The sequence below is a fragment of the Paenibacillus agri genome (assembly GCF_013359945.1).
In the GTDB taxonomy this organism is placed as follows: domain Bacteria; phylum Bacillota; class Bacilli; order Paenibacillales; family Paenibacillaceae; genus Paenibacillus_AQ; species Paenibacillus_AQ agri.
Genome location: NZ_JABWCS010000207.1, coordinates 79299 through 100093, shown reverse-complemented (window position 1 = coordinate 100093; position 20795 = coordinate 79299). Strand labels below are relative to the sequence as shown.

Genomic DNA, 20795 nt, shown 5'->3' with positions numbered 1-20795 from the left:
TAATTAACTAATCAACTTGAGGAGTGAATCCAATGAAATTTGAAAATAAAACAGTTATCGTTACAGGTGGAGGAACAGGCATCGGTAAGACTACAGCTAAGCGTTTTTTTGAAGAAGGAGCGAATGTTGTCATTAACGGCCGCCGCGATGATGTTTTGAAGCAAACGGCCCTTGAAATCGATCCATCTGGTAAAAGAGTGCTGGCGGTATCCGGCGACATTAGCCTTCCTGAAACCTCAGCCAATCTTGTGAAAGCAGCCGTTGAAAACTTCGGCGGTATTGATGTGCTGGTCAACAACACCGGCAAATTTAATCCAACTCCATTCTTGGACCATACGCCAGACGATCTGGAATCTTATCTGGATACGATTGTTAAAGGAACGTTCTATCCTTCGCAAGCCGTAGTGCCTGAATTGAAGAAAAGAGGCGGCGGTGCCATTGTGAACACTGGCTCGATGTGGGCGATTCAAGCTGTAGAAGCTACGCCGTCTTCAGCGTACTCTGCTGCGATGGCAGGACGTCACGCTCTGACACGCAACCTGGCAATTGAACTGGCTGGGGATCAAATTCGGGTGAACGCGGTAGCACCAGCTGTGGTGGAAACTCCGATCTATAACACCTTTATGAGTGAAGAAGAGGTGGCAAAAGTACTGCCAAGCTTCAACGCATTCCATCCGATCGGACGCAACGGAAGTCCGCTGGATGTAGCGGAAGCTATTTTGTTCTTGGCCAGTGATTCAGCGGCCTGGATTACGGGTGTCGTCATGCCACTCGACGGAGGGGTAACAGCCCGTCTGAGATAAATGTTATGTCAGGGTCAATCGCCATCGTGATTGGCCCTTCTTTTTTGGAGAGAAGAGGAAGGAAGTTGACAGCATACTTACTGAATGGTAGATTTTTTGTATGAATACGAAAAAAAACACACTGCAAAGTATTATGGATATTGGTCTGCAGCTGGTGCAGGAACGCGGATATAACGGCTTCAGCTATGCGGATATTGCCGAGGCTGTTGGCATTCGCAAAGCGAGCATTCACTACCATTTTCCTTCTAAACAGGACTTAGTACAGGCTGTGCTACTCCAGTATCGCAAGGATTTTATGGACCGGCTACAGGCGGTAAAGGAGCAAGACCTTGATTCTCAAGGCAAGCTTACCGGCTTTTTTGGATTGTACCGGGAGACACTGGAGGATAACGCCAAGTTATGTCTGTGTTCGATGATGGCTGCGGAGCTTCATTCTTTTCCTGAGGAGATACGTGCTGAGCTCAATCTTTTTTTCCGTGCGAATGAAAGCTGGGTTGAGGATGTGCTGGCACAAGGGCAAGAAGAGGGAGCCTTTAATTTCTCGATCAGTACTGGAGAGCAGGCGAAGATTTTGGTTGCCTTTGTGCAGGGGGCTCAATTAATGACACGCTCGTTAGGAGATATTCATTATTTTGATACGCTGGTATCGAGTTGTATGTCGAGTCTGAAATAAAGATCGTGTGCCTGTTGGTTAGGTGTCAGAAAGAGAGTCCATCTGAGGATGGGCTCTTTTCTATGTATAAATTTGTATCGAAAAAAGATTACCCCTTGACGAAAAGTTTTCTTTTGTCTATAATTCAATTATTCAATTGAATATATTATATTCATATACACAAGGAGGCTATTCCTATGGGAGCAACTGCACTGACTAAACAATCTTTTCAAAACGAAATTCAATCTGGTGTTACTTTGGTTGATTTTTGGGCCCCTTGGTGTGGGCCATGTAAAATCCAGCTTCCAATCGTTGAAGAGCTGGCAGGCGAAATGTCCGGTCAAGCAACTCTTGCCACAGTGAATGTGGACAATGAACCAGAATTGGCTTCTCAATTCGGCGTGAGAAGTATTCCGACACTGTTGTTGTTCAAGGATGGACAACTGGTCGACACAATGGTCGGCGTCAATCCGAAGAATGTTTTGAAGGATAAAATCTTGAACCTGGTGTAATTGCCAGGGGTTAAAAATCCCGGCGGTGCTTAGTACAAGCGCTGTCGGGATTTTTGTACTATAGGGAAACTCTGTAGTAGTAATGAAAAGAACGCCCTTCTTTTATTGAAAAAAAACGCTCCACTTCTCAACATAATTAACCGGAAATGTGCAGCACAGGACGAAAGCGGGCTTCCGCGTTCATCACCCGGTCAAAGGCTTCGCCGGCACGTTCCAGAGGGAACGTCTCAATCATCGGCCTTACATCTGTCAGTACACTGAATTTAATGGCTTGTTCTACCTCTGGAGCATGTCCGGTAAATGAGCCGCGAACGGTATGAGGGCCCTTCAAAAAGTCCATTGCTGACCATTCCAGTGGTTTTCCGGAGCCGGCTACAATAATGAGTTCGCTGTCAGAAGACAGTCCGCCCAGAAGCGCGGAAATGGCCTTGGCGTTCGGTGCTGTGGCTAGAATGACTTTGGCTCCGCCTAATGCCTGTAGTGCTTGAGCGGGATTTTCTGTGTCCGAATCAATGTAGTGGTGTGCTCCAAGCCCACGCACTAAGGCCTCCTTATCGGGCCCGCGAGAGATGGCCACTGTGTTGAAGCCTGCTTTGTGAGCGTATTGAACAGCCAGGTGCCCTAAACCGCCGATTCCGAGTATTGCTACGAGATCTCCAGGTCTGGCTTTGCTATTTCTTAGAGCAGTGAATGTAGTTTCTCCTGCGCACATCAGCGGTGCCGCTTCTAATGCAGTTAACCCGTCTGGAATGCTGGATAAGCTGTCTTCGTAAGCAACCATATACTCAGCGTAGCCACCGTCCATGGTCAACCCTGTGACCTGTGCATGTCCGCCATGCCACCCGATGCCGACTCTTTGCCCAATCTTCCACTTCGTGACATCGGTACCAAGTGCCTCAACGATTCCGATCACCTCATGTCCGGGAATACGCGGATATTGTGAGGCAGCGCCTCTAATAGCTAATGCGTCACCGTTGCATACGCCGCAGGCTTCGACACGCAGCAGCACTTGATCTGCTTCAGGTTGAGGGACCGGTACTTCGACACATTGCATCTTGTCACCTTTGGCCGGAATTTGCATGGCCTTCATCGTCTTCATGTATTTTCCTCCTTAGGGGTAATAATAAGTATGCATATCCGTGTACATTAGGAACACTTGAAGTATAAATGAAAAAAAGTTATAATTCAATTATTCAATTGAATTAGGAAAGAAGGAATTTGTATGAATTCCATCAATACGGATACATCTATCAAAGAGAGAGTCTATCAGCAATATGCTCGCATCGGTAAATGTTTATCCAGTGATAAAAGACTTGAGATTATGGATCTTCTCTCCAATGGCTCCAAAAGCGTCGAGTGCTTGGCTGAGCAGACCGGCATGAGTGTGGCGAATGTATCGCGTCATCTGCAAATTTTATTGGAAGCAAGATTGGTGAAGTTCAGTAAAAAAGGGACCTATGCCATCTATTCGTTGGGCGATCCTGCAGTTATAGATTTTCTAATGTCTTTGTGGAACGTCTCTGAGAACCGGCTTTCTGATTTGCCGCGGATCAAAGAGGATCTGCTGAAGCAATATGAAGGGGTACAGACGATTTCAAAGCAGGAGCTGCTGCAAAAGATGGAGACGAATGCAGTAATTGTGCTGGATATTCGCCCAAGGGATGAATACGAAGCCGAGCATATTCAAGGGGCTCTATCTGTTCCTTTGGAGGAACTGGATGAGTATTTGCATACGGTACCATGTCATATTGAGCTGGCTGCTTATTGCAGAGGGCCTTATTGCTCTTATACAACACAGGCTGTAGAGCATATGCAGAATAGAGGCTTCACAGCCTATCGCATAGATGAAGGCGTACACGAATGGAATAGAGACTGATGAATGTCAGCGATGTGAGGTAGACAGCATTTATCGACCCTGTTGATTTATTATTGGAGGTTTATGAGGGTGAAAGTAGAGATAGAAGAGAAAAGTAATGATCCAGTGGTCATTGTCGGAGCTGGCTTAAGTGGACTGCGTGCGGCGTCTTTGCTTATTTCACAAGGAATTCCTTGCGTGGTTCTGGAATCACGAGAGCGGTTCGGCGGTAGAGTCTTAAGCCTAGAAGCCCCGGACAAGCCTGAACTCGGCAAGTTTGACCTTGGACCAACATGGTTCTGGCCGCAATATGAGCCGATGATCGCCAGTCTGGTTCAAGAGCTAGATTTAGAAGTCTTTGCTCAGCATACCGAAGGAGCCATGTTATCTGAGCGATACAAGAATGAACCCGCGCAGCGTTTTATGCTGGCAGAAGGTACAGTGGAACGTTCTATGCGCCTCACTGGAGGGGTGCGGTGTCTTATCGATGCTGTAGCAGCTACGCTCCCACCAGGTACGATTCAACTGAATACGCGGGTCACCTCGATTCGGGCTGGCGAGGATCAGACCATTACCCTTGGAGCGGACTTTCCTGATGGTACACAGAAAAGCATAGCCGCAAGTGCAGTGATCCTGGCGTTACCACCTCGACTCGTGGCTCGTCATATTACATTTTCGCCGGCTCTTCCATCTGAACTTATGGCCAGTCTGATGGACAAACCGACTTGGATGGCGGGACAGGCCAAGGTGGTTGCAGTCTATGACACCCCCTTTTGGCGGCAAGATGGTCTTTCCGGTCTTGTTTCCAGTTGGGTTGGACCGCTGCAGGAGATTCATGATGCCTCACCAGCTACAGGCTCCGGTGCGCTCTTTGGCTTCTTCGGGATGAGGGCTGAGATGAGGCGGGAACTTGGGGAGGACAAAGTCCTGAGCCTCGTGGTTGAGCAACTGTCTCGCCTCTTGGGTCCATCTGCTGAAGCGATGAGCGGGCTCCTTTACAAAGATTGGTCGATGGACCCGGAGACAGCTGTGGAGGAGGATTCCACACCACTCGCCGACTTCCCTAATTATGGGCGTCTGAGCGGAGCGGGGGCTTGGAGCAAGAAAATCTTTTTTGCCGGAACCGAAACCTCGCCTGAACACGGCGGGCATCTGGAAGGTGCGCTTCAGTCAGCCGAACAGGTGGTTTCCGAAGTCATTCAGTTGTACCAAACACATGTATGAGTCTGTACGCTTATAGAGTTGTTTCGGGGCACGGCCGCTTAAGGCTGTGCTTTTGTTGTTGGTAAATGATGCTTGAGAAGCCTATGAAGCGAAGATGAAGCACTTTAATTTGTAATAGTAACTTGTGGCTTGACGAAGAACCCCATCAGGATTATAATTCAATTATTCAATTGAATAGTTGTTTTCGAATTGTGAGTGATTATTAAATTTAAAATGAAGCGTACCAGCATGATAAAAAACATGGAGGGGTGCAAAATGTATAAATCCGTAATCGTAGGTACAGGTCCTGCCGGGCTGACCGCAGCGATCTATCTGGCTCGTGCCAATATGAATCCACTGGTGATTGAAGGACCCGAACCAGGAGGTCAGTTAACCACTACAACTGAAATCGAGAACTTTCCCGGTTTCCCAGAAGGCATTCTGGGGCCCGAGCTGATGGACAATATGCGTAAACAAGCCGAGCGCTTCGGCGCTGAATTTTTTACAGGCTGGGTAAACCAAGCAGATTTATCCGAACGTCCATTTAAGCTGCAAGTGGAGGGCAAAGGTGAGATTGTAACGGAAACACTGATTATCTCTACTGGGGCAAGCGCCAAGTATCTGGGCATTCCGGGCGAACAAGAAAATGTCGGACGTGGCGTAAGTACATGTGCCACCTGTGACGGATTCTTTTTCCGTGGCAAAGAGCTGATCGTAGTCGGCGGGGGAGATACTGCGCTGGAGGAAGCCAACTTCCTGACCCGTTTTGCTTCCAAAATCACATTGGTTCACCGTCGTGAGGAATTGAGGGCTTCTAAAATTATGCAAGACCGTGCCCGCGCTAACGAAAAGATACAATGGGCGCTGAATAAAACACCTATAGAAGTCGCTGCTGGTGAGCGGGGAGTCTCGGGACTGAGAGTCATCAACAATACTACTGGGGAAGAAGAAGTGATACATGCGGACGGTGTATTCGTGGCTATTGGGCACAGACCTAACACAGGTTTCCTGAATGGACAGATCACCACAGATGATAACGGATATATTATAACGGTGCCAGGTACATCTGAGACGAATATTCCCGGGGTTTTCGCTTGTGGCGATGTGCAGGACAGCCGCTACCGGCAAGCCATTACTGCAGCAGGCAGTGGCAGTATGGCGGCCATTGACAGTGAGAAGTTTGTCGATGCGTTGGGACATTGAGCGATAGCCAAAGACATGACTGTTATATATACAGCCCTTATTATTGCTCTAGTATGGATGGTGCTTCAGCTTTGGCCGGTTCCATCGTTATCGTGCTTGCGAATGAATTTACAGGACAGTCTGATGGTTGCGCCATCCTCTATTAAAGTACTCGATGTCAGGGATGCCGTTTTATACGACAAGGAACACATCCCTGACACGATTAACATATCGCTGGGCCGCTTGCCCTTTGTGTGGAATCAGAGTTTATCCTCCGGGGATGCAGTGATGATCCTGGCGGATAATTATTGTAAAAGCAAGAAGGCCGCTCGGATTCTGCACAGAAGGGGATTTCGCCGATTATATGCGGTTCGCGGCCCGGTTCTCAAACACTTGAGCAGTGTTCATGAACCTTTGAATGGAGATTCCGTATGAAAGAAATTACAGAAATAACTTCAATTGAAATGGCTCATGAGTTCCTTGAAAAGAATGAGCTGAGCTTTCTGTACGTGTCCAGACCGGAGTGCAGTGTATGCCATGCGATCCTGCCCAAGCTAAGAGAACTGCTGGATGCATACCCGCAAATTCACCTCGGACATATTGATGCTAATGTAGTGGAAGAGGTGGCGTCACAATTTTTGATTTTCACAGTGCCTGTGATGCTGCTAATGGCAGGTCAGAGGGAGTACATCAGAGCCGACCGGTTTGTAGTCTTCGACCGGCTTCAGGAGCAATTAGAGCAGATCTATACGTTACATCAGGAAAGGTATCTATAGATAACGGGCAGATGCAACCAGTAAGTTTATTGAAGCGCACGGCTTGGATTGGTGATTGTTGCAAAGGTCTAGCATTCTATAATTGAATTATTTTCCTGTACTTGGTATTCTCTTTGAAAAGATCTCAATTTATTGAGTTGGGGGAGAGAGTCTATGTACATTAAGCAGACGATAGAGCAGCTAGCGCCTTATGTGCCGGGGATTCAGCCGCAGATGGACGGGCGAGTGATCAAGATTAACGCCAATGAGAATCCATATCCGCCGTCGCCACGGGTGAAGGAGATACTGAGTGAGTTCGATTATGGACAGCTTCGCTATTATCCGGACGCCACCAGCCAAAGATTAAGGACGTTAATCGGGACGCATTTTAATCTTAGTTCCGGGCATGTGTTCTGCGGCAACGGTTCTGACGAGATTATTGCGTATCTGTTTCAAATCTGTCTGGAAGAAGGAGATTCTATCGCCACTCCTTATCCTACATACACCCTGTACAAGACGATCGCGGACATTCATCGAGTGCATACCGAATATGTGCCGACACGTGATGATTTCTCCATTGATATAGAAGCTCTCATTAATACAGGGGCTAAAGGCATCTTTATCGCTAACCCTAATGCACAGACGGGACTGCTGTTACCGCTCGCCGAGATTGAATACCTGCTTCAGAACTATGAGGGGCTAGTAGTTATCGATGAGGCATATATCGACTTTGCGCCAGCAACGGCATCAGCTTATGAGTTAGTTGCACGTTATCCGAACCTAGTGGTGCTGCGGACCTTTTCCAAATCTCATTCACTGTGCGGTATTCGGGTAGGGTTCTGCTTAGCGGCCCCCATGCTGGTGGATGCCTTGGATAAATGCCGGGATTCCTACAATGTCAGTCATCTCAGTCAACTCATGGCTGCAGCGGCCTTTGAAGATCAGCTGTATTTGCAAAAGACCATTAAGCAGGTTGTTGCTACCCGCGAACGGGTCCGTGAGACGTTAATTAGCCTTGGTTTTGAAGTGCTGCCTTCGCAGGCAAATTTCCTGCTATGTAAGCCACAGCATCACACTGCCGGTGAGATTTACGAATTTTTGAAGTCGAAGCAGATTTATGTCCGTTATTTTGACGCCCCGCGGCTCTCGGATCAGCTGAGAATCAGTGTGGGGACGGATGATGAGATGGATGTGCTACTGGAGCAGCTGATAGAGTTTCTTGGCGATTAAATGTATACCTATTATTGAAAAGCCAGCGAGTCCACGTGTTACTGGAGACCGGCTGGCTTTTACTGTGCTTGTGAAAATATCTCTGCTCATCGAGCAGATCATAGAGAGATTCTACCTTTCATTAAGGTGAAGGTCTGCCGCTCCCATGCCCTCGATTAGTTGTTGCTCACCCGGAAAGCCTCCCAGGCCCCGCCCACAGCCGTGCGGCTGGCAACCAGCTTGCCTCCGTTATTTAAATCACAGGTAACATAAAGGTTATTGGCCAGTGCTTGCAGTGCAATCGTGCCATTCCCTAAATCCACACGATTAAACTTCTCCCACTGCTGGATGGTTGTAGCTTTGGCGATCAGTGCACCACCTGTATTGAGATCAGCGGTGACATACCTGCTATTGATTTTGGACTTGAGGGACACGGTGCCATCCGAGTTCGTGACTAATTCAAAAAGCTCCCAGTCTCCTGCGGCTGCTCTGTTGGCAACCAATTGCTCATTACCGTAGTTTTCAGCAGAGACGATTTGCTGATTGGCTTGGGCAACCAGATAGGAGTATCCTGTTGGATTGGGTGTCACATTACCAGTTACCTCGGAGTAAATGGCCTGAAGCAGTGCACCAGATCTGTCATTGCTGTACTCCCAGAACATAATGCCGCCCAGAGCATTATTCTTCACATATTGTACCTTCAGAGTGAGCGATTGCGGATCGTCATAAGAGATGAAGGTATTTCCATTAAACAAGTAAGGGGCTTGTGCACTGCTGTCCCAATACCGTGTATATCCGTTCTTATTCAAATACTGGCTGACAATCGTGTTGTAATCGGGTTCGAAGCCCCCGGAGCCAGGTCTGTCGAGGCCATTATTGCTATTCTGCACACCTGTCCAGGACCGGCCGTAAAAAGCTCCGCCAATGACCAGTTTGCTTGCGGGAACGCCGCCATTTCGGAATAAATTGACCGCTGAGGTTACGCTAATATCTCTTCCGGACAAATTCGTATGGTGACCGGTGGTCGCATCCCAGCTTCCGTGGAAATCGTACGTCATCAGATTGATCCAGTCCAGCAGGGGCGTGATATTATTGATTTCTACGCCATTCAGATAGCTGCTGCTGGCTCCAGCGGCAATAGTCAGCAGGTACTGCTTGCCATTAATTTGTCCTTGCGCGTTCAGTTTGTCGCGAACCTTCGAGAGAAGCAAGGTGAAATTTTGTTTATCCTGCGGCCGTGCAGTTGTGCCTGCTGCAGGGTTAGTTGGATATTCCCAGTCCAGATCGACGCCATCCAAGTTATTGGCGGTCACCAGTTGCACAAGGCTGTCGGCAAAGGTTGTACGGGAGGCGTCTGTAAGTGCAGCATCAGAAAAACCGTTCGCACCCCAGCCCCCGACAGATAATAGAACCTTTAAATCCGGATTTCTGGATTTCAGTCCGACCATAGTTTGCAGATTTGTACGGTCATTATTCGTAATAGTGGCTCTGCCGTTGGAGATCAGGGCAAAGGAGTAATTGATATGAGACAATTGCTCTGCTTTGATATCATTCGCGGTCAAGTTGGCCCAGCCGGCCACGTAAGCAATGATTTTTTTAGGAAGAGGAGCGGCATCAGCCTGCTGTGCTGGCCCCACGACAAGGCTCGAAGACACAAGAATGAAAGACAAGAAGAGGAGCATAACTATTTTACTGATAGATGGGGTAGTGCTAACTCGATTTTTGTTCATCACAAATTCTCCTTTTTGGTTTGAATTTTAAAATCTAGTAGCCTATCCATACCCTCCTCTCCAGGCGGACCACGCCCTTTCATTTGTATTTCTTTGTCCCTCATCCATTTTGCTGCGCAGCCATGCCTATTGACGCCCATCACTCTCATCCTTTCTGTTCTACACAGAATTACGACTATCGTGAGTGGTATATAACATAGTATGTAAGCGCTATCTATTGTTTTTAGAAGATCAACGAGTCTAGCAAAATGGACAGGGGTAGACAGCATAAATAGAGTTACACGCAAATAAGTGTGGGTAGGTTGTAGGTCTGGAAGAGGAAAGTGTAAGTCAACAGAGTACAGTGGCAATAATAATTGGAAGTTATAGAGTGCGTAGGATGGGGGAGGTACAGGGTAGATAACAGACGTTAATCTGCTACAGTCGTGTGAGTTTTGTTGCAGCATCATTAAAAACTATGGTATCTATGTAAAAATAAGGATAATATATTAATGCGATATTTGTCAACTAGATTTGATAAATTGTCTTTAAATGGGGTATTGGAACGAAATTTAAAATCAGGTCGATCAATTTGGCCAGACATTCGCAACACTTCTTGAGTGGATCGAAGGGTCGGCACTTACGCTAGAGGAAGATAACATTACGCAGATTGTCTTTAGATTAGCAGAAGATGCAGCCAGATTGCATGAATTCTCTCAGACATTAGTTCCACTGGATTTACATAGACCACCATGTAAAAGTGGAATATATCCCTGAGCTGGAGATTACGCTGCCTGTTGTGTCACAATAGAGGCGTATTACTGTCACAATAACTAGCCTTTAGACGGGAGTGAATGGCATGATCCCTATGCTTTTTCGTATCGATGGAGGTGGCTCTGAGCAAAGAGTTCCAACGCGTTCAAGCGAACTTTGCTTAGAGCCTTCGCCATACTGAAGAGCGGACTCTTTGCTTCTCTATATACCGAATTCTGCTATATAGATAGGAGCAAAATAATGAAATATCAAAATGCACAAGAGATGCTACCGGAAGAATTACTTCATAGCATTCAAGAATATGTACAAGCAGGATATCTGTATATCCCAGCCCGGCAAGGGAAGAAAAAACAATGGGGCGAATGTTCCGGGTATAAGCAAATGCTGCAAGACCGTAATGAAGAAATCATGCGTAATTTTCGTTCAGGTCTAACCGTCAAGGAGCTTGCACACCATCACTATTTGAGTGAACGCAGCATTAGACGAATTATTCGCAGTCAATAAGGTGGACACCTTTGATTCTGTATCATCTATGTCCTTTCTAACGCTCGTGTCATGTTCTACACTTATTCTTAAAGGACATGAATTCAGGAGGTACGGATGAACCCTTATCAACTGCTCGACATTGAATTTGAATATAGTGGACAACAACAGATCATTACCCCGGTCTTGCTTCAAGATGAACGCGATACGATTCTTGTAGATTGCGGTTATCCAGACTTTGTGCCTCTCCTAGAAGCAGCAGTGAACAAACATGGGGTTACACTACGTTCCCTCACCAAGTTGATCATCACGCATCACGACATGGATCATATCGGATCACTTGCTGCGCTGAAACGGGCATACCCGTACATCAGTATTATCGCCCATGAGATCGAAACACCATCTATTGAGGGTAAAACAAAGTCAAAGCGGTTGGAGCAGGCGGAATCGACATTTGATGCTTTGCCAGAGGAATCCAAGCCGCAAGCGGAGCAATTTATTAAATTCTTGCAGTCCATTGAGCCGGCAGCAGTTGATCAGACGGTATCTGGTGGGGAATGGTTGCCATGGTGCGGAGGGATAGAAATCATTTATACGCCAGGGCACACGCCTGGTCATATGTCACTGTATCTTCCTGCCAGCAAAACTTTAATTGCCGGAGATGCAGTCGTCATTGAGCAAGGCAGACTTGAAATTGCCAATCCACAATATACATTGAATTTGCCGGAGGCTGTTCATTCGGTTCAGCGATTACTGGAATATGACATTGAGCAGGTTGTTTGCTACCATGGGGGGCTTTTTCACGGCGATGTGAAGGAAGCCTTACAACAACTCGTACATGCGTATCAATCATAATGCAAAGCGAGAGGCGGGAATTTTTAAATATAGCAGAACTATAACTACTTTATGATGTGAACAAGCTGTATGATCAAGTCGATATGCAGAAGGGAGCGATCTAAAGTGGGGATGAATATGCCAAAATATAGACTGGAGCTAGCAGATAAAGAAAAGTTTGCCGTCTACCAGGTGATCTATGCCGATACGGATATTGAGATGTGGTACGACTGGAATACACGAATTCAAGATACGCAATTCAGCGACCGATGTTATTGGATTCTGCGTGACGAGGTGAGGATTGGCGGGGCAATAATCAATGATGGGACGGTAATGTACCCCTTTTTGATCTCACCTTTTGCTGACAGAACGGCTTTTTGGAAAGCGTTATTTAGTTGCAGTCATGATATTAAGCACATTAATGGAGTCTTACAACAAGATGTCAGTATTTTGCTTGCATTCGGATATAAGCTGGGTGTGATTCGGCTGGTCATGTGCTGTCCGGCTGATGATAGCATAACAGCAGTGTTGCCGGATGGATTTTCTATACACTCGCTAGATGAGACAACAGATATTATCACGGTGGCCAAGATCCTTATGAAGGGATATGCAGGGGGGATTGACTATGAAACTTATGGTACTCCCGATGAAGCTAAGGCCATAGCAGATGTTCAGCATCTGATGAAGGTCTATGAGCACCGCAATCTTTCGATTTATGTATTTGATGAGCAAGAGCAAGCAATTGCCGGACTTTGTATAGCTGGTATCTATGAAAAAATGCCCCTCGGTTTTGCGGAAATAGGGGAATTGTGCGTGCTTCCCAAGTATAGAAACAAACGGCTTGCAGAAGCTATGCTCAACTATGTTAGAGCAACCGCTCATGAGCATTCACAGGTCGTTAAGCTTTGTGTGACCGTTGGCAATGAGGCAGAGAACCTCTATAGAAAAGTTGGCTTTTACCCGGGACCCCGATTTGCAAATATGAGCAGAAGTTAGGCTTTGTCGGTTGATCCGATCCTTCTTCGGCTCCTTCAATCAAATAGATGCTGCCATGCTGCCATCCTGGGCAACATAGCAGCATCTTCAGTTCCTTAGCCTGCAAGGAATGCTTTGCCTTACTTGTTGAGAATACTATCTTCAAGCATTGCATGTTTGTCGCCATATTGCTTGATAATATGCTGCTCTCCCCAATTGCACAACGAATCAAGGATATCCTTCAGACTTTCCCCATATTCACTCAACTCGTACTCCACCTTTGGCGGAACCTGGTTATAGCTAATCCGGTTAATGATACCGTCACTTTCCAGCTCCCGCAGCTGCTGGGTCAGCATCTTTTGCGTAATAGCAGGCATCAGCTGCTTGAGCTCGGTAGTGCGCTTCTTGCCATGGGTCAAATGGCAGAGGATCACACATTTCCACTTTCCGCCAATGACCTCCAGGGTGGCCTCCACCGAAATATTATATTTTTTCTTAACCAATGTCATGGTTATCCCTCCATTTGTTAGAGTTTAATATTCCCATAGGTACTTTTTAGTTACTATGGTACTTTGAAGTGCGTACTATTCATTTTGAATGTTTTAACCTATCATAGCACTTGCAAGCATTGATGACTAGGGCTTGGCCGAGTGGCATATTATAAGCTCAGCAATTAATCATAGATGGAGGAAGATAGAGAATGGCTAACAATCTGCAAGATACAACAACCCTGTCCAATGGGGTGAAAATGCCGTGGTTTGGTCTCGGAGTATTTCAAGTAGAGGAAGGCGCTGAACTGGAGAACGCCGTGAAAACAGCAATTGCCCACGGCTACCGTAGTGTGGATACCGCTGCGATCTATGGCAATGAAGAAGGAGTAGGCAACGGAATTCGCCAAGGGCTTGAAGCTGCTGGTATTTCCAGAGAAGACCTGTTCGTGACCTCCAAAGTGTGGAATGCGGATCTCGGTTATGAGTCCACCATTGCTGCATATGAACTGAGCCTGAAGAAGCTTGGTCTGGAATACCTCGATTTGTATCTGATCCATTGGCCTGTAAAAGGAAAATATAAGGAAGCCTGGAGAGCACTTGAGACTCTTTATAAAGAAGGGCGTGTCAAAGCGATTGGAGTCAGCAACTTCCTTGAGCACCAGTTAAAAGACCTGCTCGAAGATGCTGAAATCAAGCCAATGGTGAACCAGATGGAATATCACCCGCGCTTGACGCAAAAAGATCTGCAAGCCTTCTGCAAAGCGCAAGGCATTCAATACGAAGCCTGGTCTCCACTGATGCAGGGCCAACTGCTGGACAACCCTGAGCTGCAAGAAATTGCTGCTAAATACGGCAAATCCATTGCCCAAATCATTTTGCGTTGGGATCTTCAAAACGGTGTTGTTACGATTCCTAAGTCAACCAAAGAACACCGCATTGTGGAGAACGCTTCGGTCTTTGATTTCGAGCTGTCCGCGGAAGATATGAAACGAATTGACGGATTGGATCAACACCTGCGTGTCGGACCAGACCCGGATAATTTCGATTTTTAATAGCGCATGAGTAATAGTGCATGAACAAGATCACTCCCTCGTTCTATATGGAATGAGTGGAGTGATCTCTCTTGTATCAGGGTAGTGTATACAAAGGAGGAATGGGCATGAAGCTACATTTAGAAGGCAAAACCGCACTGGTGACTGGATCAACATCGGGAATTGGCAAAGCGATTGCCAAATCGTTGGTGCGGGAGGGTGCAACTGTTCTGATCAATGGACGGCATAAGGACAAGGTGAATGATGCGATTCAAGAGATTAAGAAGGAGCATCCTGAAGCTGAGGTATACTCAGCGGTAGCGGATCTGGGAACAGAGGCGGGATGCAAGAAGCTTGTGGAGGAATTCCCGAAAGTCGATATTCTTATTAACAATCTGGGGATCTTCGAGCCTGCTGAATATTTTGATATTCCGGATGAAGAATGGTTTAAGTTCTTTGAGGTTAACATCATGAGCGGAGTTCGGCTTAGCCGTCACTATTTGAAGGGCATGCTGGAGAGCAATGAGGGCAGAATTATCTTCATCGCCAGTGAGGCTGCAGTGATGCCTTCTCAGGAAATGGCTCACTACAGCGCAACCAAAACGATGCAGCTATCACTCTCCCGCAGTTTGGCTGAGCTCACCAAAGGGACAAAGGTAACGGTGAATACCGTCATGCCGGGCTCTACCTTAACAGAAGGCGTAGAGACTATGCTGAATACCTTGTATCCAGAGGAGAAGCTTACAATCGAGGAAGCGGAGATCAGATTTATGAAGGAGAATCGTCCAACCTCCATTATTCAAAGGCTGATTCGTCCGGAGGAGATTGCGGATGTTGTCGTTTTTCTCAGCAGCCCGTTGGCTTCGGCAATTAATGGTTCTGCCATGCGAGTGGACGGCGGTTTGGTTCGCAGCGTGTTCTAAGTTTATTGATAAAGGATCACTTCATTGTTCCATTTTGGGACAGGGGTGATCCTTTTTTTTGTGATGAGAGCCTGGAAAGTAAGTCATGCGGTAGAGCGAGCGGAGTACACCGGGAGGAATGTGGAAACTATGACTTGCGGTACGTTTGATATTGACAGTTACTAGATTGCAGAATATATTGGTATTGCGATTTCTAATCATTATTTAACAAATTAACCAATTTATTTATGTTATTTGCCTTTTAACGCGTTGGCTTGTGCCCCTGCTTGTTGATCGCGAATCAGCATTTGAAGAGGAGATGATTAGATGGTGAAAAGGATAGGAAAGCTTAGGTTCAATTGGAGAACGCTTATGATGATGTGTTTAGCTATTGTTATACTCCCGGTGGGATCAGCATTCGCAGCAGTAAATAAGCCATTTCCACAGCATACGACTTATACGGCCGGTTCTATTAAGCCCAATAATGTCACTCAGACGAGCATGGATAATACAGTGAAAACCAAATGGGATGCGTGGAAAGCAGCCTACCTTAAGCCAGCTGGCACCGGTAAATATTATGTTAAATACAATTCGGCCGGGGAAACCGTATCCGAAGCCCATGGCTATGGCATGCTGTTCACCGTGCTAATGGCCGGGTATGACAGCAGTGCGCAGACTTATTTTGACGGCCTCTATAATTATTACAAAGCACATCCGAGCGCGAATAACCCGTACTTAATGTCCTGGAAGCAGAACAGCAGTTTTCAAAATATTGATGGTCAGGATTCGGCCACAGACGGAGATATGGACATCGCGTTCTCGCTGCTGTTAGCAGATAAGCAGTGGGGAAGCAACGGTACAATCAATTATTTACAAGCGGCGAAGAATATTATTAATGCCATTATGGATAAAGAAATTAACCAGAACCAGTGGACCATCCGTCTCGGCGACTGGGCGAACAGTGGCTCCTATAATACAGCTACACGGCCTTCGGATTTCATGCTGAATCATTTGAAGGCTTTCCAAAGTGCTACTGGAGATGTCCGCTGGAAGAACGTTACGGACAAGACCTACACGATTATCAACAGCCTGTATAGCGGGTACAGCGCAAGCACCGGTCTGCTGCCTGATTTCGTGATTTACTCAGGTGGTGTGTACAAGCCCGCAGCGGCTAACTTCTTAGAAGATGCTAATGACGGTAATTACAACTATAACTCCTGTCGTACTCCATGGCGGATTGCTACGGACTACCTGATTACTGGCGATAACCGTGCCTTGTCGCAGCTTAATCAGATGAACAGTTGGATCCAAACTAAAGTAGGGGGCGCTCCCGGAAGCATCAAGGATGGCTATAAGCTGAATGGAACTGTGTTCGGCAGCTACAACAGCGGTGCCTTCTATGCACCGTTCGGCGTTAGTGCGATGACCTCTCCGAGCTATCAAAGCTGGCTAAACTCGGTGTGGAGCCATACGGCAAGTAGTTCTGCCGAAGGCTACTACGAAGACAGCATCAAGTTGTTCTCGCTGATTGTGATGTCAGGCAACTGGTGGACATATTAATAAAGTTCTGTGTTTTCTCATTTGATATCTCAGGGATCCGGCTGTTGCCGGATTCCTTTTTGTTTGTACACCGTCTGCGAGTTATTCTGGATCGGCGATCAGATTTACTTTTTCAAGCGAGGGGATGAGGAATTTAGGATCAATAGGGGATGACATTACGATGAGAACGGTGTAAGTTCCATAGGGATCGCACTGGCTGCCGAATTCTTCTAGTGATTTGGTAGAGTCAGTCATAACCTTTAGCAGGTAGTTGTGTTCTCCGCTGATGCGATAGCATTCAACAACCTCGGGTGCAGAACGGCAAAAATCAAGGAAGGGATAACATTCTTTTGTCCTAAACAGTACATAGGCCACAGTACCTTTGCCGATTTTCTCCGGGGAGATCACTGTGCGGTACGCCTCAATGACCCCGTTCTCTTCCAGACGGCGGACTCGCTCTGTAACGGCTGGTTGTGATAGGCTGACACATTTCCCTAACTCGGTCATTGAAATCCTCGCCTGATTTTGCAAATGGAACAGAATCTGCTTATCTATATGGTCCATGAAAACGCCCTCCTTTAATTTCGAATATTTCCTTGCAAACTACCTTATTTTCCTTTGTAAACTGAAGCAACTAACTGGTTTGTCTTATGTAATCAAAGAGACTTGATTTATATAATAAACTCACCCCGGAAAAGTAAGCAACATGATATTGTTCAGAGAGGATGAGTGTCATTGAATAATTTATATTGGAACAAAGAGACGCAAGCGAATTTACAAGCACGTATAGATGAGGTCATCGATTTTACACTTGCTGATAAAAGGTTAGCCGGCGCCGTTGTTAAAGTGTCAATTGGCGGGGAGTTGGTGTATAACCGTGCTGCCGGTTTTGCTGATCGGGAGAACAATCGGCCCATGCATGAGGATGCGTTATTTCGGTTGGCTTCTGTGTCTAAGCCTATTGTTTCTACAGCTGCTTTAGTGTTGGTATCACAAGGCCGCCTGCAATTGGATGATCGTGTAGATCGCTGGCTGCCGGAATTTCGTCCAAGGCTGCAGAATGGTGAATCTGCGGCATTGACGATTCGTCACCTGTTAACACACACCGCCGGATTGACGTACCGTTTTTTTCAAGAAGAGAAGGGTTCCTATGAGCTTGCTGGTGTATCTGATGGGATGGATCTGGCGGATATCACATTGGACGAGAACCTGCGCCGGCTTGCTTCTGTGCCGCTTCTGTATGAACCAGGGACACAGTGGAAATATTCTATAGCTACAGATGTACTGGGCGCGGTAATTGAAAAGGTAGCCAAAGCACCGCTTGGGGACGCTGTTCGTTCACTGGTGACAGGACCTCTAGGTATGAGCGATACCGGGTTTACTGCAGTCGATCCGGAGCGGTTGGCTGTTGCTTACGCTGATGATCCTGCTGAGCCACGCCGCTTGCGGGATTTTGACACTATACCATTCGTAGAGGGGACGGCGGGTTTCCGGCTAGCGCCTGTCCGGGCAATGGATGCCACAGCTTACCCTTCGGGTGGAGCGGGCATGGTTGGCAGTGCAGGCGACTTTTTGAAGCTGCTGGAAACCTTGCGCAAGGGGGGAGAACCTCTAATGAAAGAGACAGTGGTTCGTGAGATGACTACCAATCAAATTGGTGACCTTCCAATGGCCTTTTGGCCAGGCAGAGGGTTCGGCTTAGGCTTTATTCTGCTCAAAGATCCTGCTGCTGCAGCTACCCCGGAATCACCGGGTACTTGGCGTATGGGAGGAACCTATGGTCATTCGTGGTTTGTGGACCCTTCGAAAGAGCTCAGCGTGGTAGCGTTCACGAATACGGCACTGGAAGGTATGTCAGGCAAGTTCACTACAGATCTTACAGACGCTGTCTATGCCGGGATCAGGGGAAAATGAGAACGATTAATCCAGCTTAATACTACCTAATTACCAGTTCATCACGTTAATTAAGTGCTTGAGCTGGTTTTTTCAGTGTAGGATCATCGTTCATGGCACCTCGCGTGGCATTTCCTACGGTCTACCTTAAAGATTATTTAGTTCTTGTCAATGTAGGGGCAGATGATTAGAATATAAGCATCGACTTATATAAGTGTAGAAGGAGGAAATAAATATGGAGCCACTGGGCGATATTGCAGACGATATGAAACTGCTGGGAGACAAGACGCGTCTGGCGATGCTTTCATTGTTGAAAGAGCGGGAGTGGTGCGTGTGCGAATTTGTGGATATCTTTGATATTTCACAGCCGGCGGTTAGCCAGCATTTAAGAAAGCTAAAAACACAGGGCATCGTTAAGGAGAGTAAGCGCGGGCAATGGGTACACTATTCCCTGAACGTCGAAGATAAGCCCCATATCCAGGCTGTTCTGGGTCAGATGCCGGACTCCAAGACGATACTAGCCCTTTTGAATAAAAAAGAAATAGTTGCTTCTTGCGAGTGATATGCGTTTGAAGTAATAAAGCTATGTCTTAAATATAAGTATATAGTTATATGGTTATTTAGTGTGATGAAGAGTGATCCTTATGTTCATATTTTAAGTTCATCTTATTGGATCAGAACCAACTGGAGGTTATAGCAGTGGCCGCTTGGGCAATTATAATTTTTATAGCCACACTAGTTTTTGTAATCTGGCAACCTAAGAACCTGTCCATTGGCTGGTCTGCCTGTGGCGGGGCGATCTTGGCGTTACTGGTAGGGGTAGTAAGTCTTAACGATGTGCTTGATGTCACCGGGATTGTGTGGAATGCGACATTAGCCTTCATTGCGATCATCCTGATTTCATTGATCCTTGACCATATCGGGTTTTTCGAATGGGCTGCTCTGCATATGGCCCGCGCTGCCCATGGGAACGGGATTCGGCTGTTCGTCTATGTGACCATTCTGGGAGCAGTGGTGGCGGCGTTTTTTGCCAATGATGGTGCGGCGCTGATCCTCACTCCGATTGTGCTTGCCATGGTGCGGGCCTTGAAATTCGATGAGAAAAAGGTGTTTCCGTTCATCATCGCCAGCGGCTTCATCGCTGATACAACTTCATTGCCTCTTATCGTCAGCAATCTGGTGAACATCGTGTCCGCCGATTTCTTCGGCATCACCTTCATGGAATATGCGGGCCGGATGATCATCCCAACCTTATTTTCGCTGGTGGCAAGCATTCTGGTGTTATTCTTCTTTTTTCGCAAAAGCATCCCGAGGAAGTTCGACAGCACTCAGCTAAAGAATCCCAAAGCGGCGATTAAAGACCAACAGATGTTCAAGCTGTCCTGGATCGTGCTCGCGATTTTGCTGGTTGGCTATTTCGTCAGCGAATTCCTGAACATCCCTGTGTCAGCGGTCGCCGGAGTGATTGCGATTTTCTTCCTGCTGATGGCAAGGAATAGTTCGTCCGTCAACACAAAGGAAGTGATCAAGGGAGCGCCTTGGGCGATTGTATTTTTCTCCATTGGGATGTATGTCGTGGTGTACGGGCTGCGGAATGCCGGTCTTACAGATTTACTGGCAGAGGTGCTGCGGGCGGCAACAGATCAGGGATTATTCGTCGCCACGATGAGCATGGGCTTTATAGCCGCGATCCTCTCCTCGGTGATGAACAATATGCCTACGGTTCTAATTGACGCGCTCGCCATTGATGCTACACATACGACGGGAATCATGAAGGAAGCTTTGATTTATGCGAACGTTATCGGGTCGGATTTGGGACCTAAGATTACTCCGATCGGTTCGCTGGCGACCTTGCTTTGGCTACATGTACTTTCTACTAAAGGTGTGAAAATATCCTGGGGAACGTACTTTAAAACAGGCATCATCCTGACGGTTCCCACACTGTTTATTACCCTGTTAGGACTCTATATATGGTTAATTATTCTGTAATGTA

The 20795-nt window shown here is 46.9% G+C and carries 22 protein-coding genes; 18 read left to right on the top strand and 4 right to left on the bottom strand.

What is annotated here, in order from left to right; genetic code table 11:
- Positions 1-32 precede the first annotated feature (32 nt).
- The 3 genes from HPT30_RS12845 (at position 33) to trxA (ending at position 1967) form a co-directional block, all read left to right on the top strand.
- On the top strand, positions 33-803 hold the full coding sequence (locus tag HPT30_RS12845; RefSeq protein WP_175371782.1) for an SDR family NAD(P)-dependent oxidoreductase: 771 nt from the start codon (positions 33-35) through the stop codon (positions 801-803).
- A gap of 100 nt (positions 804-903) precedes the next feature.
- A complete protein-coding gene (locus HPT30_RS12840) occupies positions 904-1476 on the top strand; it encodes a TetR/AcrR family transcriptional regulator (protein ID WP_175371781.1) in 573 nt (190 codons plus the stop codon).
- Positions 1477-1652: 176 nt separating this feature from the next.
- The gene (gene trxA / locus HPT30_RS12835; protein WP_175371780.1) at positions 1653-1967 is read left to right on the top strand and encodes a thioredoxin; all 315 of its coding nucleotides are present in this window, start codon (positions 1653-1655) and stop codon (positions 1965-1967) included.
- Between the two features lie 136 nt (positions 1968-2103).
- Here trxA and HPT30_RS12830 read toward each other — a convergent pair whose 3' ends face one another.
- Positions 2104-3066 (bottom strand): alcohol dehydrogenase catalytic domain-containing protein, encoded by a 963-nt coding sequence (locus HPT30_RS12830; protein ID WP_175371779.1) that lies wholly within the window; start codon positions 3064-3066, stop codon positions 2104-2106.
- Positions 3067-3189: 123 nt separating this feature from the next.
- On the opposite strand from HPT30_RS12830, the gene HPT30_RS12825 reads away from it, so the two are divergent.
- From HPT30_RS12825 to hisC, 6 genes are all read left to right on the top strand, one after another.
- The gene (locus tag HPT30_RS12825) at positions 3190-3843 is read left to right on the top strand and encodes a metalloregulator ArsR/SmtB family transcription factor (RefSeq protein ID WP_175371778.1); all 654 of its coding nucleotides are present in this window, start codon (positions 3190-3192) and stop codon (positions 3841-3843) included.
- A gap of 69 nt (positions 3844-3912) precedes the next feature.
- Positions 3913-5046 carry a flavin monoamine oxidase family protein gene (locus HPT30_RS12820; RefSeq protein WP_312876333.1) on the top strand — a complete coding sequence of 378 codons (1134 nt, stop codon included), beginning with the start codon at positions 3913-3915 and terminating at the stop codon, positions 5044-5046.
- A 255-nt stretch (positions 5047-5301) separates the two neighbouring features.
- The gene (gene trxB / locus HPT30_RS12815; RefSeq protein ID WP_175371776.1) at positions 5302-6228 is read left to right on the top strand and encodes a thioredoxin-disulfide reductase; all 927 of its coding nucleotides are present in this window, start codon (positions 5302-5304) and stop codon (positions 6226-6228) included.
- 15 nt (positions 6229-6243) lie between these two features.
- Complete coding sequence (locus HPT30_RS30965) at positions 6244-6642, top strand: rhodanese-like domain-containing protein (protein ID WP_376767033.1); 399 nt, start codon at positions 6244-6246, stop codon at positions 6640-6642.
- Positions 6639-6983, top strand: coding sequence for a thioredoxin family protein (locus HPT30_RS12810; protein WP_175371775.1), 345 nt, complete (start codon positions 6639-6641; stop codon positions 6981-6983). Before HPT30_RS30965 ends, HPT30_RS12810 begins: the two co-directional genes overlap by 4 nt.
- A gap of 153 nt (positions 6984-7136) precedes the next feature.
- Positions 7137-8192 (top strand): histidinol-phosphate transaminase, encoded by a 1056-nt coding sequence (gene hisC, locus HPT30_RS12805; RefSeq protein ID WP_175371774.1) that lies wholly within the window; start codon positions 7137-7139, stop codon positions 8190-8192.
- 155 nt (positions 8193-8347) lie between these two features.
- Here the strand turns inward: hisC and HPT30_RS12800 are convergent, their stop codons facing one another.
- Positions 8348-9901, bottom strand: coding sequence for a glycosyl hydrolase family 18 protein (locus tag HPT30_RS12800; RefSeq protein WP_246317057.1), 1554 nt, complete (start codon positions 9899-9901; stop codon positions 8348-8350).
- Positions 9902-10894: 993 nt separating this feature from the next.
- Here HPT30_RS12800 and HPT30_RS12795 point away from each other — a divergent pair.
- From HPT30_RS12795 to HPT30_RS12785, 3 genes are all read left to right on the top strand, one after another.
- On the top strand, positions 10895-11158 hold the full coding sequence (locus tag HPT30_RS12795; protein WP_175371773.1) for a CD3324 family protein: 264 nt from the start codon (positions 10895-10897) through the stop codon (positions 11156-11158).
- A gap of 96 nt (positions 11159-11254) precedes the next feature.
- A complete protein-coding gene (locus HPT30_RS12790; protein WP_175371772.1) occupies positions 11255-11992 on the top strand; it encodes an MBL fold metallo-hydrolase in 738 nt (245 codons plus the stop codon).
- 111 nt (positions 11993-12103) lie between these two features.
- Positions 12104-12967 carry a GNAT family N-acetyltransferase gene (locus tag HPT30_RS12785; protein WP_246317060.1) on the top strand — a complete coding sequence of 288 codons (864 nt, stop codon included), beginning with the start codon at positions 12104-12106 and terminating at the stop codon, positions 12965-12967.
- A 119-nt stretch (positions 12968-13086) separates the two neighbouring features.
- Here HPT30_RS12785 and HPT30_RS12780 read toward each other — a convergent pair whose 3' ends face one another.
- Positions 13087-13449, bottom strand: coding sequence for a winged helix-turn-helix transcriptional regulator (locus tag HPT30_RS12780; protein ID WP_281364491.1), 363 nt, complete (start codon positions 13447-13449; stop codon positions 13087-13089).
- A 197-nt stretch (positions 13450-13646) separates the two neighbouring features.
- Between HPT30_RS12780 and HPT30_RS12775 the strand changes: the two genes are divergently transcribed.
- From HPT30_RS12775 to HPT30_RS12765, 3 genes are all read left to right on the top strand, one after another.
- Entirely contained in the window at positions 13647-14489 is an 843-nt protein-coding gene (locus tag HPT30_RS12775; protein ID WP_175371769.1) for an aldo/keto reductase, read from the top strand.
- Between the two features lie 107 nt (positions 14490-14596).
- Positions 14597-15391 (top strand): SDR family NAD(P)-dependent oxidoreductase, encoded by a 795-nt coding sequence (locus HPT30_RS12770; protein ID WP_175371768.1) that lies wholly within the window; start codon positions 14597-14599, stop codon positions 15389-15391.
- Between the two features lie 351 nt (positions 15392-15742).
- A complete protein-coding gene (locus tag HPT30_RS12765; protein ID WP_246317056.1) occupies positions 15743-16930 on the top strand; it encodes a family 8 glycosyl hydrolase in 1188 nt (395 codons plus the stop codon).
- 81 nt (positions 16931-17011) lie between these two features.
- Here HPT30_RS12765 and HPT30_RS12760 read toward each other — a convergent pair whose 3' ends face one another.
- Positions 17012-17473 (bottom strand): Lrp/AsnC family transcriptional regulator, encoded by a 462-nt coding sequence (locus HPT30_RS12760; RefSeq protein WP_175371766.1) that lies wholly within the window; start codon positions 17471-17473, stop codon positions 17012-17014.
- 171 nt (positions 17474-17644) lie between these two features.
- Here HPT30_RS12760 and HPT30_RS12755 point away from each other — a divergent pair, with 171 nt between their 5' ends.
- The 3 genes from HPT30_RS12755 to HPT30_RS12745 all read left to right on the top strand — a co-directional run bounded on the left by HPT30_RS12755 (position 17645) and on the right by HPT30_RS12745 (position 20791).
- Positions 17645-18823: a serine hydrolase domain-containing protein gene (locus tag HPT30_RS12755; RefSeq protein ID WP_175371765.1), complete on the top strand. Its 1179-nt coding sequence runs from the start codon at positions 17645-17647 to the stop codon at positions 18821-18823.
- Between the two features lie 214 nt (positions 18824-19037).
- Positions 19038-19364 carry an ArsR/SmtB family transcription factor gene (locus tag HPT30_RS12750; RefSeq protein ID WP_175371764.1) on the top strand — a complete coding sequence of 109 codons (327 nt, stop codon included), beginning with the start codon at positions 19038-19040 and terminating at the stop codon, positions 19362-19364.
- Positions 19365-19501: 137 nt separating this feature from the next.
- A complete protein-coding gene (locus tag HPT30_RS12745) occupies positions 19502-20791 on the top strand; it encodes an arsenic transporter (RefSeq protein WP_312876332.1) in 1290 nt (429 codons plus the stop codon).
- Positions 20792-20795 lie beyond the last annotated feature (4 nt).

Bases quoted from the DNA above. Each gene is read 5' to 3' on its own strand.
- HPT30_RS12845 (WP_175371782.1), top strand. From the start codon at position 33: ATGAAATTTGAAAATAAAACAGTTATCGTTACAGGTGGAGGAACAGGC.
- HPT30_RS12840 (WP_175371781.1), top strand. From the start codon at position 904: ATGAATACGAAAAAAAACACACTGCAAAGTATTATGGATATTGGTCTG.
- trxA (WP_175371780.1), top strand. From the start codon at position 1,653: ATGGGAGCAACTGCACTGACTAAACAATCTTTTCAAAACGAAATTCAA.
- HPT30_RS12830 (WP_175371779.1), bottom strand. From the start codon at position 3,066: ATGAAGACGATGAAGGCCATGCAAATTCCGGCCAAAGGTGACAAGATG.
- HPT30_RS12825 (WP_175371778.1), top strand. From the start codon at position 3,190: ATGAATTCCATCAATACGGATACATCTATCAAAGAGAGAGTCTATCAG.
- trxB (WP_175371776.1), top strand. From the start codon at position 5,302: ATGTATAAATCCGTAATCGTAGGTACAGGTCCTGCCGGGCTGACCGCA.
- HPT30_RS30965 (WP_376767033.1), top strand. From the start codon at position 6,244: ATGACTGTTATATATACAGCCCTTATTATTGCTCTAGTATGGATGGTG.
- HPT30_RS12810 (WP_175371775.1), top strand. From the start codon at position 6,639: ATGAAAGAAATTACAGAAATAACTTCAATTGAAATGGCTCATGAGTTC.
- hisC (WP_175371774.1), top strand. From the start codon at position 7,137: ATGTACATTAAGCAGACGATAGAGCAGCTAGCGCCTTATGTGCCGGGG.
- HPT30_RS12800 (WP_246317057.1), bottom strand. From the start codon at position 9,901: ATGAACAAAAATCGAGTTAGCACTACCCCATCTATCAGTAAAATAGTT.
- HPT30_RS12795 (WP_175371773.1), top strand. From the start codon at position 10,895: ATGAAATATCAAAATGCACAAGAGATGCTACCGGAAGAATTACTTCAT.
- HPT30_RS12790 (WP_175371772.1), top strand. From the start codon at position 11,255: ATGAACCCTTATCAACTGCTCGACATTGAATTTGAATATAGTGGACAA.
- HPT30_RS12785 (WP_246317060.1), top strand. From the start codon at position 12,104: ATGAATATGCCAAAATATAGACTGGAGCTAGCAGATAAAGAAAAGTTT.
- HPT30_RS12775 (WP_175371769.1), top strand. From the start codon at position 13,647: ATGGCTAACAATCTGCAAGATACAACAACCCTGTCCAATGGGGTGAAA.
- HPT30_RS12770 (WP_175371768.1), top strand. From the start codon at position 14,597: ATGAAGCTACATTTAGAAGGCAAAACCGCACTGGTGACTGGATCAACA.
- HPT30_RS12765 (WP_246317056.1), top strand. From the start codon at position 15,743: ATGATGATGTGTTTAGCTATTGTTATACTCCCGGTGGGATCAGCATTC.
- HPT30_RS12760 (WP_175371766.1), bottom strand. From the start codon at position 17,473: ATGGACCATATAGATAAGCAGATTCTGTTCCATTTGCAAAATCAGGCG.
- HPT30_RS12750 (WP_175371764.1), top strand. From the start codon at position 19,038: ATGGAGCCACTGGGCGATATTGCAGACGATATGAAACTGCTGGGAGAC.